This window comes from Pseudomonas sp. Irchel s3a12 (assembly GCF_900187485.1).
In the GTDB taxonomy this organism is placed as follows: Bacteria; Pseudomonadota; Gammaproteobacteria; order Pseudomonadales; family Pseudomonadaceae; genus Aquipseudomonas; species Aquipseudomonas neuropathica.
This window is the reverse complement of record NZ_FYDN01000012.1, coordinates 252,042-263,913: the sequence shown is the minus strand read 5'-3', so window position 1 is coordinate 263,913 and position 11,872 is coordinate 252,042. Positions and strand designations below refer to the sequence as shown.

Below are 11,872 nucleotides of genomic sequence, written 5' to 3'. Positions count from 1 at the left end.
AGTCGTAGTCTTCGAGGTCCGGGGCAAAGGTGCTTTTCGCCGTGCCTTCGGGGAGGATCTGCGGTTTTTCGAAGTCGTAGTCGCGGCGGCTGACGCGGGTGGTGCGGGTTTCCAGACGCAGGTTGAAACGCTTGATCACCGGTTTGTCGGCGGCCATGCCGGAGTCTTGCTGGTAGCTCACCGGTTTCAGCTTACGGAACACGGTCTGGTCGTCGCCGAACACCAGTTTGTGGCCGCTGCTGCTGTGCTGGAAGTGGAAGTGAATGCCTTCTTCCTCGCACAGGCGCTGGATGAAATGCAGGTCGGATTCGTCGTACTGCACGCAGTACTCGCGTTCCGGGTATTCGGCGTTGAGCTGGAAGCTGTAGGCGTCGGCAAGAATGCCGCGATCTTCCAGGACCTGAGCGATGATCTTCGGCACGGTCAATTGCTGGAAAATCTGCTGATCGTGGTTGTGCCGCAGGTAGGCCAGTTGTGGCACCAGGCTGAGGCTGTAACGGGTCAGGGTCTTGCCGGAGTCGCCTTGCTCGATGCGATAGACCAGACCGTGGATCTTGCCTTCGCCGGTCGGGCCGAAGGTCAGGACGCCGGGTTTGTGCAACAGCTCTTCGAGTTTGAGGTCGGGGCGGGCGCTGACGAGTTCGAGGTCGAAACGGAACGGTTGGTTGAGGGCTTCGCGACCGGTGAAGCTGAGGACTTGCAGGTCGGCGTTGGCGCCTTCAAGCGTGAGGGTAATGTGGGTTGCGTTGGCGTCCAGCATGCCTTGAATTCCGTCCATTGAATAAGCAGGTGACGGATGATGGAGGATTCAGCCGCCTCGTTCAAGGCACAAAAGCCGTAGGTCTGGCAGGTTTGCGGTATAGGGAAAACCCTTAGATGAGGTGTTTGGCCCAATGAAACCGGGCATTTGCTGCGAATTGGCGTTGATTGCCGGCAACTTTTCCCACGACCCGGGGTTGAAGAATCCTCAGTCAGATTCAGACTAAAGTCGCCTGTAGAACGTCAAAGCCATCTGCCATCATTGCCGTTCACCCCTGCGTGTTCACTTTCTCCTGGTTCAATCTGACCCGGGACGGGAGCTATTTTTCTGGCTTGTTGCGCGCTTGCGCAAACGCTGCATTGTTGGAGTTTTTCATGCGTCCCCCATTTCCCCTCATCACCCCGCGCCAGTCGTTTGGCTTCGGAGCCTTTGTGCTGTGCGCAGGTTTTACCGCACAGGTTCAGGCCAGCGGATTTTTTGAAGACACCACGGCGAAGATCGAATCGCGCACGGTGTACTTCAACCGCGATTTCCGTGATGGGCACACCACGAACGATCAGGGCGCCTCCAAGCGTGAAGAGTCGGCACAGGGCTTTATTCTCAACCTGCAATCGGGCTACACCGAGGGCACGGTGGGTTTTGGTATCGATGCGCTGGGCATGCTCGGCTTTCAACTCGATTCCAGCCCGGACCGCAGCAACAGCGGCTTGCTGCCCTCCAGCGGCAACGACCCGCGCGGCTCGAAAGGCCAATACGCAAAAATGGGTCTAACCGCCAAGGTCAAGGTCTCGGACACGGTGCTGAAGTACGGCGCGCTGCTGCCGGATCTGCCGTTGCTGAAATACAACGACGGACGTTTGCTGCCGACCATGTTCAATGGCGCCATGCTCACCTCTAAAGAGCTGAAAGACCTGACCTTCATGGCCGCGCGCCTGGACAAGTACACCGCGCGCGATTCCACCGATTCGCAAGACATCCGCGTGCACTGCAAGAACAAGCGCTACGCCTGCAACACCACCGCCGACCATTTCGACATGTACGGCTTCGACTACAAGATCAACGATCGTCTGACTGCGCAGTATCACTACGCCGAACTGGAAGACATTTATCGTCAACACTTTGTCGGGCTGTTGGGTAATCAACCGTTAGCTGGCGGTGTACTTAAAGCGGATCTGCGCGTGCTGAAAAGTGCCGACAGCGGCGATGCCAAGGCCGGTTCCATCGATAACCGGGCGTTGAGCGGCATGCTGTCCTATGCGCACAGCGGCCACACGTTCAGCGCCGGTTGGCAGCGCATGAACGGCGACAACTCGATGCCGTACCTCGATGGCAGCAATCCGTATCTGGTCAACTACGTGCAGGTCAACGACTTCGCCGCTGCGCAGGAACGTTCCTGGCAACTTCGTTACGACTATGACTTCAAGGCGATTGGCATTAATGGTTTGAGTTTCCTGACTCGTTATGTGAACGGTGACCACATCAAGGTGTTGGGCAGTGATCAGGAAGGCAAAGAGTGGGAACGCGACAGCGAGTTGAAGTATGTGATTCAGACGGGCACGTTCAAGGATGTGAGTTTGCGTTTGAGGAATGCTACGTATCGCACCAACTACGAGAAGTTTGCCCGGGATGTGGATGAGACACGGTTGATTGTGAGTTATAGCTTTTCGGTGTTGTAAGGCATTGATTTGTAGCGTCTGATCGACTGCTTTCGCGAGCAGGCTCGCTCCCACATGGGATCAATGCCGGACACAGCATCTGTGTTCACTGAAGATCGTGGAAACGAGCCTGCTCGCGAAGGCGTCCTTACAACCAATGCCAGAACCGGCTCCAGAACCCCCGATTCAAATCCTCTTTGCACCCGGCATATTGCCGCGCATACACGTCCGAACGGTTCTGCACTTTGCGCGCCGTCGGCATCAGCCAGGCTTTGCTCGCGTAAGTCTTGTTGCGGAACCCGCCCCAGCCTTCGTGGTAGTTGAGGTATTGGTTGTAGGCGTCGTACTTGTAGACGCCATTGATCGAATAGGTCTTGTCCATGTACCAGCCGACAAAGTCGATGGCGTCGTCGAAGTCTTCGCGGTCGGCGCCGCTGCGGCCGGTGCTTTTCTGGTAATCGGCCCACACTTCATCTTTGGCTTGCGCATAACCCGAGGCGGTTGAGACGCGGCCCCACGGGATTACCCAGAGCAAGTATTTGCGCGGAGTCTTGGCGTCGTAGCGGTAGCCGGATTCCTGATACATGATCGCGAAGGGCACCTGAATCGGTACGCCCCAGCGTTTTTGCGTGACTTGCGCAGCGTCGTACCAGTCGCTTTTTTCGCGGAAGATTTCACAGATGTCTTCCGGCGAACGGGGCGGCGAGGTGCCGCACCCGCTCAGTAGCGTTGCCAGTGTCAGTAGTCCAAGCGTCTGCCTGTAATTCAAAAGCCGTTATCCCGTCGTGCGCAAAAAGGCCGACAGTTTACGCGCTCAGCTCAATTGATGACGATAGGGCAGATCCGGGCCGGTCTTGCTGCAGGTCAGCGCGGCGGCTTGAACGGCGAACCTGAGCATGGCGTCGACCTGCTCGCGAGCGAGTTGCTGCACGCCTTCGACCGAGTCCAGACCGTGCTCGGTCAGCCAAGTGATCAAAGCAGCCTGGAAGGTGTCACCGGCGCCAACGGTGTCGGCGATCTTCACTGAGGCCGCCGGCACCGACCAGTTGCCATGCTGGCGGCTGAACACACTGGCGCCGTCGCCGCCACGGGTGAGGAAGACGACCTGGCAGCGGTGTTCGAGCCAGCCTTCGATCACCCGTTGCGGGTCCTGTTCGGGGTAGAGCAGGCTCAGGTCTTCGTCGCTGACCTTGATCAGGTCGGCCAGTGGCACCAGCGTGGCGATGCGCTCGCGCCACAGGTCGATGTTCGGCTCGGGATTGAGCCGCACGTTGGGGTCGAGGGTGATCAGGCGTTTGCCGCTCTCGCGCTGCACCAAGGTCAGCAAGGTGTCGCCGATCGGCTGCACCACCAGCGAGAATGAGCCAATGTGCAAGCCGCGCACCTCAGGGCCCAACACCGGCAGATGCGCAAGACTCAGTTGCCGATCGGCACAGCCCTCACCGCGAAAGCTGTAATGCGGCGAGCCATTGGCACCGACGGCGACCATGGCCAGCGTGGTCGGTGCGGCGAAATCCACCAGATAGTCCGGGCGCACACCTTCATCCTGCAGCACTTGCTGCAAGCGGCGGCCGAGGTAGTCGGTGGACAGCCCGCCAAACAAGGCTGAGTCCACGCCCAAGCGGCGCAAACCGACGGCGACGTTGAACGGCGAGCCGCCAGCAATCGCTTTGAAAGTCACTTTCGAGGCCAGACCGCTGGCGTCGTCTTCGCTGAAAAAATCGAACAGGGCTTCGCCACACACCAAATACATAATTGTTTGCTCTTTATAGGGTTGCGACATGCTGTTGATAGCGTTCATAGGCCTGCTGGAACGCCGCGACGTTGGCGGCAATCGGCAGGGTTTCACTGCTTGAGTCGAGTTTCACGCAGCGCTGGCACAGATCGGCGAGGGTGTCTTCGTGGCCGTTCGACCAGGATTTGCACCACGCCGCTTGAATCGCTGCGCCCAAGGCTGCGGCTTCACTTTGTTCGGTACAGATCACCGGGGTGTTCATGATGTCGGCGACGATCTGCCGCCACACCGCACTTTTCGAACCGCCGCCGATCAGGCAAATGCTGCGGCTTTGTAAACCATTCTGGCGGAGCAAATCCAGCCCGTAGCGCAAACCGAAGGTGGTGCCTTCGACGGCGGCGCGGCACAGATTGGCCTGGGTCAGGTTGTCCAGCGTCAAGCCGTGCAGGCTGCCGGTGGCGTGGGGCAAGGCGGGGACGCGTTCGCCGTTGAGAAACGGCAGCATGCTCACGCCGTCGGCACCGATGGGGGCTTGCGCGACGAGGTCGTTGAACTGTTGCAGGTCGAGGTCGAACAGCTCGCGGATCGCGCCGGTGGCGTTGGTCAGGTTCATGGTGCAGATCAGCGGCAACCATCCGCCGCTGGACGAGCAGAACGTCGCGACCGAGGCGTCCGGGCTGACTTTTGGTACCTCGGAATAGGCGTAGACCGTGCCGGAAGAGCCGAGGCTCATGGTGATCGCGCCGGGCTGAATGTTGCCGGTGCCGATGGCGCCCATCATGTTGTCGCCGCCACCGCTGGAGACCAGCGCATTGGGGTTGATGCCGAGGTGTTCGGCGATGGCCGGGAGGAGGGTGCCGACCGATTGATGTGCATCGATCAGCTCAGGCAGCGCCGCTTGCAGGCGTCCGCTGGCGTCGATGTCGCGCAGCAGTTGCAAGTCCCATTGGCGGGTGCGCACGTTGAAATAGCCGGTGCCGGAGGCGTCGCCGTATTCGCTGCAGGCGCGGCCGGTGAGCCAGAAGTTCAGGTAGTCGTGGGGCAGCAGAGTGCGTGCGATGCGTGAGAACACCACGGGGTGCTGTTCTTTGGTCCAGAGCAGTTTCGACACCGTGTAGCCCGGCGCGATGACCACGCCGAGGCGTTCCAGCGAGCCTTTTTCACCGCCCAGATGAGTGAGCAGACGCTCGTTTTCGGCGCTGGTTTCGGTGTCGCACCAGAGCTTGGCCGGGCGCAGCACTTCACCTTGATCATCGAGCAGGACCAGACCGTGCTGCTGGCCGGAGACGCCGATGCCGAGGATCGCCTGACCGTCGACATTCGCCGCCAGCAATGCCTGGCGGGTAGCGATGGCGAAGGCGTCCAGCCATTGCTGGGGGTCTTGTTCGCGGCGACCGTTGGCGCCGCTGATCATCGTGTGGGCGGCGGCGCCCTGGCCGAGCACTTGGCCGCTGGCGGCGTCGAGGATGATGGCTTTGGTGCCTTGGGTGCCGCAGTCGATGCCTAGGAAGAGTTGTTGTTTTGTCATTAGCACTCCAGGACCGCTCGTTCCCACGCTCTGCGTGGGAATGCCTCATTGGACGCTCTGCGTCTGCTGTTGGATGGGACGCGGAGCGTCCCGGGCTGCATTCCCACGCAGAGCGTGGGAACGATCAGGCTGCGAGAATCTTTTCCAGCGTCCGCGTCACACCTTCTTCGCGCAAGCTGTCGCAGCACCACTCAAACGCCGCGACAAACTCCGCCGAACGCGGTATCGCCGTGCCGAAAATCTCTTCGACCGCCAACAACCGCTGAGTGATTAAAGCATCGTCCGCCACCAACGCCTGACAAAACGCCGCGCGCGGATCAGGAATCGAATAGGTGTCACCATTCTCATCCACCCCCGTCAAATACAACGCCCACGCCGCCACCACCAACGCCGCACGTTTAGTCTCCTGCCCATCAGCAATCAAGCGGTTGATGGTAGGAATAGTGAACTTGGGAAACTTCGACGAGCCGTCCGAACACACTCGCTCCAACTGATCGGCAATCGCCTGATTGGAAAACCGCGCCACCAGCGTGTTTTTGTAATCCGTCAGATCAATACCGGGCACCGGCGCCAGTTGCGGGGTCACGTCCAGATCCATATAAGCGCGCATGTAGCGCACGAACAGCGGGTCGTTCATGGTCTCGTGAACAAACCGGTAACCCTTCAAAAAGCCCAGATAGGTCAGCGCCAGGTGGCTGCCGTTGAGCAGTTTGATTTTCATCTCTTCGTAGGGCGAAACATCGTCGGTGAACTGCACACCGACCTTTTCCCACGCCGGGCGGCCATTGACGAATTTATCCTCCAGCACCCATTGCACAAACGGCTCGCAGACCACCGGCCAAGCATCGTCGACGCCGTGTTTATCGGCCAGTTGCAGGCGATGCGCGGTGCTGGTCATGGGGGTGATGCGGTCGACCATGGCGTTGGGGAAACTGACGTTGGCGTCGATCCAGCTGCACAGATTGCTGTTACGCAGAGTGGCAAAGGCCAGCAGCGCCTTGCGGGTCACGGCGCCGTTGTGCGGCAGGTTATCGCAGGACATCACGGTAAATGCCGGAATGCCCGCCGCCCGGCGCTTTTCCAGGGCCGCACACAGGAAACCGAATACGGTTTTCGGTGCGTTCGGATGGGTAAGGTCATGCTGAATTTGCGGCAAGTGCGCCATGAACTCGCCGTTGCTGTCGTCGATGCAATAACCGCCCTCGGTGATGGTCAGCGAGACGATGCGGATTTGCGGATCGGCGAGTTTGTCGATCAATGCCTGAGCGCCGTCCTCGGCCAGCAGCATGTCGCGAATCGCGCCGATCACGCGGACTTCGGTGTCGTCGCTGTCGCCGAGTTCGAACAGCGTGAACAGGTAATCCTGCTCCTTGAGATCGTCGCGGGCGCGGCGGTCTTCGGCGCGCAGGCCGACGCCGCAAATCGCCCAGTCGAGCGCTTCGCCGGTATTCATCAAGGCATCGGTGTAATACGCCTGATGTGCGCGATGGAAGCCGCCGACGCCGATGTGGGCGATGCCCTGGCGAGTGTCGCTGAGGCTGTAGGCCGGTAGTTGTACTTCGGCGGCCAGACGATGGAGATTCTGTTGGTTGAGTTTCATCGGGAATTCTCGAAGTCAGGCCGCAGCGCGCAGCGGACGGGTCAATGCGACACCTTCGGCATCGAATAAATGGCACTGGGCCGCGTCGAGGTGCAGGCTCAGTTGTTCGCCGTAACGGCTGGCCAGATCCCCGCGCACGCGCATGGTCAGGGCTTCGCCAGCGTTGGTGGTGACGTGGCAGAAGGTGTCGCTGCCCAAGCGTTCGCTAACGTCGGCGGTGACTTGCAGGCTGCAATCGCCGGGTTGCGCCAGCTCCAGATGCTCCGGGCGAATACCGAGGGTCACGGCGCTGCCGACACTCAGATTGCCGGCGTTGAACGGCAGGGTGATGCGCGTGCCGGCATCCAGCGAGACTTCGCAGCTCTGGCCATCGATGCGGGCAATCTTGCCTTTGAGGAAACCCATTTTCGGCGTGCCGAGGAACCCCGCGACGAACAGGTTCGCCGGGTTGTGATACAGGTCCAGTGGCGAGCCGACCTGTTCGATCTTGCCGCCATTGAGTACCACGACTTTGTCGGCCATGGTCATCGCTTCGACCTGATCGTGGGTCACGTAGATCATCGTCGCTTGCAGGTCTTTGTGCAGGCGCAGCAGTTCCAGGCGCATCTGCACGCGCAGCGCGGCGTCGAGGTTGGACAGCGGTTCGTCGAAGAGGAAGATTTTTGGATTACGCACGATGGCGCGACCGATCGCAACGCGCTGACGCTGGCCACCGGAGAGCTGCTTCGGCTTGCGTTCAAGCATCGGCCCGAGTTCGAGAATCCGCGCCGCTTCGCCGACTTTCTTCTCGACTTCGGCTTTCGGCACGCCGGCCAGATCGAGGGCGAACGACATGTTCTTTTTCACGGTCATGTGCGGGTACAGCGCGTAGGTCTGGAACACCATCGCCAGATCGCGCTTGGCCGGGCTGACTTCGGTGATGTCACGGCCATCCAGTTCGATGGTGCCGTCGCTGACTTCTTCCAGACCGGCGATCAGGCGCAGCAGGGTGGATTTGCCGCAACCCGACGGGCCGACGAAGACCACGAATTCCTTGTCGTTCACTTCAAGGTCGATGCCTTTGATGATGGAGAAACCTTCGAAGCCTTTTTGCAGATTCTTGATTTTCAGGTTGGCCATGATGATGGGCCTCCGCAATTTATTATTGGGTTAAACCAGATCGGCTTTTCTGTGGGAGCGACGGTGCGACGATTCGACCTGCTCGCGAATGCGGTGTGCCATTCAACAATGATGGCGACTGACACGGCCTCATCGCGAGCAGGCTCACTCCTACAGGGGAATGTGTAGGGTTCGGGATGTTCATTTCACGGCGCCGAACGAGAGGCCGCGTACCAGTTGTTTCTGGCTGATCCAGCCGAAGATCAGGATCGGCGCACACGCCAGGGTCGAGACCGCCGACAACTTGGCCCAGAACAAACCTTCCGGGCTTGAATACGAGGCGATCAGCGCAGTCAACGGCGCGGCCTTCGACGAGGTCAGGTTCAGTGACCAGAAGGCCTCGTTCCAGCACAGAATCAGCGACAGCAGCACGGTCGAGGCGAGGCCACCCTTGGCGATCGGCAGCAGCACGCGAACCATTTCCTGCCACAGCGTGGCGCCGTCGAGGCGGGCGGCTTCGAGGATGTCTTTGGGGATGTCCTTGAAGTAGGTGTAAACCATCCACACCACGATCGGCAGGTTGATCAGCGTGTAGATCACGATCAGTGCGATGCGCGTGTCGAGCAGGCCGAAGCTTTTCGCCAGCAAGTAGATTGGCATCAGCACGCCCACCGGCGGCAGCATCTTGGTCGAGAGCATCCACAGCAGCGTGCCTTTGGTGCGCTGGGTTTCGTAGAACGCCATCGAGTACGCCGCCGGCACCGCGATCAGCAGACAAAGGGCCGTAGCACTGAAAGAAATCACCACCGAGTTCCAGGCGAAACTGAAGTAATCGCTGCGCTCATTGATGTGCAGGTAGTTCTCCAGCGTCGGCGTGAAGATGAATTGCGGCGGCGTGGCGAACGCGTCGATTTCGGTTTTGAAACTGGTCATCAGCATCCAGAAGATCGGGAAGAAAATCACGATCGCGATGGCCCAGGCCAGGGTGCCGAGCAGCAGGCTTTGCAGCCGGCGGGATTGTTGAAGAGTCATGGCAGGCCTCAGGCTTTGTCAGTCAGGTTTTTGCCGATCATCCGCACCAGAATGATCGCGGCGATGTTGGCGATGACCACGGCAATCAAGCCGCCCGCCGAGGCCATGCCGACGTCGAACTGCACCAGCGCCTGGTTGTAGATCAGGTAGGCGAGGTTGGTCGAGGCGTAGCCGGGGCCGCCGTTGGTGGTGGTGAAAATCTCGGCGAACACCGACAGCAGGAAGATCGTTTCGATCATCACCACCACGGCAATTGGTCGCGCCAGATGCGGCAGGGTCAGGTGCCAGAAGATCGCGACCGGCCCGGCGCCGTCAAGGCGTGCGGCTTCCTTCTGTTCCTGGTCGAGGGACTGCATGGCCGTCATCAGAATCAGGATCGCGAAGGGCAGCCATTGCCACGAGACAATGATGATGATCGACAGCAGCGGGTAGTGAGCGAGCCAATCCACCGGTTGCGCGCCGAAGAGTTTCCAGATGTAGGCGAGGATCCCCGAGACCGGATGGAAAATCAGGTTCTTCCAGATCAACGCACCGACCGTGGGCATGATGAAGAACGGCGAAATCAGCATGACCCGGACGATGCCGCGACCGAGGAATTCGCTCGCTTCAAGCAACGCACTGATGAGTACGCCGAGCACCACGCTGATCAACAACACGCTGCCGACCAGCAGCAAGGTGTTGGTCGCACCGGGCATGAAACCCGAATCTGTCAGGAAGTATGTGAAGTTCTCCAACCCCACGAACTGGTTTTCACCGGGGTAGAGCAGGTTGTAGCGGATCATCGAGAAGTAAATGGTCATGCCCAGCGGCACGATCATCCACAGCAGCAACAGGGCCACCGAAGGGCTGACCAGAAACCAGCCGGGATTGCGTACGCGGACTTTGCGCGCAGGCTGCGACAGGTCGATGTGGGCTTTGGCAGTTGAAGTATTCATGGCGATCACAACCGAGTCATACAGACCTATGGAGATCTAATGTAGGAGTGAGCCTGCTCGCGATGGCGGTGTGTCAGTCACCGTCTGTTTCAGATTGAAAACCGCCATCGCGAGCAGGCTCACTCCTACAAAAGGCAGGAGCGAGCTTTGCGGGTTACTTGGGATAACCGGCGCGCTTCATCTCGCGTTCAGTGGTTTGCTGTGCAGCAGCCAAGGCTTGATCCACCGTGGTCTGGCCGATCAGCGCCGCCGAGAACAGCTTGCCGACCTGCGTCCCCACTGCCTGGAACTCAGGAATGGTCACCAGTTGAATGCCGATGTACGGCACCGGTTTTAGCGTTGGCTTGCTCGGGTCAGCCGCTTTCAGCGATTCGAGCGTGACCTTGGCAAACGGCGCGGCGCTCATGTAGGCATCGCTGTAGGTCGAGGCGCGGGTGCCTGGCGGTACGTTGGCGATGCCGTCAGTTTTGGCCACCAACTCGCCATATTCTTTGGAGGTTGCCCAGGCGCTGAATTGCTTCGCGGCGTCTTTGGCTTTGGAACTGGTCGGAATCGCCAGCGCCCACGAGTACAGCCAGGCCGAGCCTTTGTCAGTCACTTGATGCGGGGCGAAGGTGAAGCCGACGTGATCGGCAACCTTGCTCTGGGTCTTGTCGGTGACGAACGAGCCGGCGACGCTGGCATCGACCCACATCGCGCATTTGCCGCTGTTGAACAGTGCGAGGTTTTCGTTGAAACCGTTGCTGGAAGCGCCCGGCGGGCCGGATTTCTTCATGGTGTCGACATAGAAGTTCAGCGCGTTTTTCCACTCAGGGCCGCTGAATTCCGGTTTCCACTGCTCATCGAACCAGCGCGCGCCATAGGCGTTGGCGACGGTGGTGATCAGCGCCATGTTCTCGCCCCAGCCGGCCTTGCCGCGCAGGCAGATGCCGTACTGTTCCTTGTCCTTTTTCGTGAGCTTTTCGGCGAAACCGGCAATCTCTTCCCAGGTCGGACGCTCGGGCATGGTCAGGCCGGCATCCTTGAACAGGTCGGTGCGGTAATAGGTGATCGAGCTTTCCGCGTAGAACGGCAGGGCGTACAGCGAACCCTTGACCGACAGGCCTTCACGCACCGACGGGAACACATCGTCGAGGGCGTAACTGGCCGGCAGATCCTTCATCGGTTCGAGCCAGCCTTTGGCGCCCCACAGTGCCGCTTCGTACATGCCGATGGTCAACACGTCGAACTGACCGCCCTGAGTGGCGATGTCGGTGGTCAGGCGTTGGCGCAGGACGTTTTCTTCGAGCACCACCCAGTTGAGCTTGATGTCCGGATGCTCGGTCTCGAAGGTTTTCGAGAGCTTTTGCATGCGGATCATGTCGCTGTTGTTGACGGTGGCGATGGTCAGGGTCTGGGCGCCAAGGCTGACGCTGCTGAGGGTCATGCAGGTGAGGGCAAGCAGAGCTTTTGCAGTCGGTTGCATCGTGCACTCCTTTTCTGCACCCGGAGGGTTACAGAAGGACAGTTATTGTTTTTGTGTCTTCCTG

Annotated in this window: 10 protein-coding genes; 1 reads left to right on the top strand and 9 read right to left on the bottom strand. The window is 59.7% G+C overall.

Annotation, left to right across the window (positions count from 1 at the left end):
- Positions 1 to 760 (bottom strand): type VI secretion system tip protein TssI/VgrG (gene tssI / locus CKW14_RS21175; RefSeq protein WP_141231814.1); only part of this gene is annotated, 760 nt, incomplete at its 3' end.
- Between the two features lie 374 nt (positions 761 to 1,134).
- Between tssI and CKW14_RS21170 the strand changes: the two genes are divergently transcribed.
- Complete coding sequence (locus CKW14_RS21170; protein ID WP_095126077.1) at positions 1,135 to 2,436, top strand: OprD family porin; 1,302 nt, start codon at positions 1,135 to 1,137, stop codon at positions 2,434 to 2,436.
- Between the two features lie 127 nt (positions 2,437 to 2,563).
- Here the strand turns inward: CKW14_RS21170 and CKW14_RS21165 are convergent, their stop codons facing one another.
- The 8 genes from CKW14_RS21165 to CKW14_RS21130 all read right to left on the bottom strand — a co-directional run bounded on the left by CKW14_RS21165 (position 2,564) and on the right by CKW14_RS21130 (position 11,808).
- On the bottom strand, positions 2,564 to 3,184 hold the full coding sequence (locus CKW14_RS21165; RefSeq protein ID WP_007912129.1) for a hypothetical protein: 621 nt from the start codon (positions 3,182 to 3,184) through the stop codon (positions 2,564 to 2,566).
- Positions 3,185 to 3,229: 45 nt separating this feature from the next.
- Positions 3,230 to 4,168: a carbohydrate kinase gene (locus tag CKW14_RS21160; protein WP_095126076.1), complete on the bottom strand. Its 939-nt coding sequence runs from the start codon at positions 4,166 to 4,168 to the stop codon at positions 3,230 to 3,232.
- 13 nt (positions 4,169 to 4,181) lie between these two features.
- Positions 4,182 to 5,678 carry a xylulokinase gene (xylB, locus tag CKW14_RS21155; protein ID WP_095126075.1) on the bottom strand — a complete coding sequence of 499 codons (1,497 nt, stop codon included), beginning with the start codon at positions 5,676 to 5,678 and terminating at the stop codon, positions 4,182 to 4,184.
- A 124-nt stretch (positions 5,679 to 5,802) separates the two neighbouring features.
- Positions 5,803 to 7,278 carry a mannitol dehydrogenase family protein gene (locus CKW14_RS21150; RefSeq protein WP_095126074.1) on the bottom strand — a complete coding sequence of 492 codons (1,476 nt, stop codon included), beginning with the start codon at positions 7,276 to 7,278 and terminating at the stop codon, positions 5,803 to 5,805.
- Positions 7,279 to 7,293: 15 nt separating this feature from the next.
- Positions 7,294 to 8,397, bottom strand: coding sequence for an ABC transporter ATP-binding protein (locus CKW14_RS21145; RefSeq protein WP_095050861.1), 1,104 nt, complete (start codon positions 8,395 to 8,397; stop codon positions 7,294 to 7,296).
- Positions 8,398 to 8,577: 180 nt separating this feature from the next.
- Positions 8,578 to 9,408: a carbohydrate ABC transporter permease gene (locus CKW14_RS21140; protein ID WP_007914972.1), complete on the bottom strand. Its 831-nt coding sequence runs from the start codon at positions 9,406 to 9,408 to the stop codon at positions 8,578 to 8,580.
- 8 nt (positions 9,409 to 9,416) lie between these two features.
- Complete coding sequence (locus CKW14_RS21135; protein WP_095126083.1) at positions 9,417 to 10,343, bottom strand: carbohydrate ABC transporter permease; 927 nt, start codon at positions 10,341 to 10,343, stop codon at positions 9,417 to 9,419.
- 154 nt (positions 10,344 to 10,497) lie between these two features.
- Complete coding sequence (locus tag CKW14_RS21130; RefSeq protein WP_095126073.1) at positions 10,498 to 11,808, bottom strand: sugar ABC transporter substrate-binding protein; 1,311 nt, start codon at positions 11,806 to 11,808, stop codon at positions 10,498 to 10,500.
- Between the last annotated feature and the right edge of the window lie 64 nt (positions 11,809 to 11,872).

What these genes read in the sequence shown, in the direction of transcription:
- CKW14_RS21150 (WP_095126074.1), bottom strand. Translation starts at nt 7,278, where the DNA reads ATGAAACTCAACCAACAGAATCTCCATCGTCTGGCCGCCGAAGTACAA.
- CKW14_RS21160 (WP_095126076.1), bottom strand. Translation starts at nt 4,168, where the DNA reads ATGTATTTGGTGTGTGGCGAAGCCCTGTTCGATTTTTTCAGCGAAGAC.
- CKW14_RS21135 (WP_095126083.1), bottom strand. Translation starts at nt 10,343, where the DNA reads ATGAATACTTCAACTGCCAAAGCCCACATCGACCTGTCGCAGCCTGCG.
- xylB (WP_095126075.1), bottom strand. Translation starts at nt 5,678, where the DNA reads ATGACAAAACAACAACTCTTCCTAGGCATCGACTGCGGCACCCAAGGC.
- CKW14_RS21140 (WP_007914972.1), bottom strand. Translation starts at nt 9,408, where the DNA reads ATGACTCTTCAACAATCCCGCCGGCTGCAAAGCCTGCTGCTCGGCACC.
- CKW14_RS21145 (WP_095050861.1), bottom strand. Translation starts at nt 8,397, where the DNA reads ATGGCCAACCTGAAAATCAAGAATCTGCAAAAAGGCTTCGAAGGTTTC.
- CKW14_RS21170 (WP_095126077.1), top strand. Translation starts at nt 1,135, where the DNA reads ATGCGTCCCCCATTTCCCCTCATCACCCCGCGCCAGTCGTTTGGCTTC.
- CKW14_RS21130 (WP_095126073.1), bottom strand. Translation starts at nt 11,808, where the DNA reads ATGCAACCGACTGCAAAAGCTCTGCTTGCCCTCACCTGCATGACCCTC.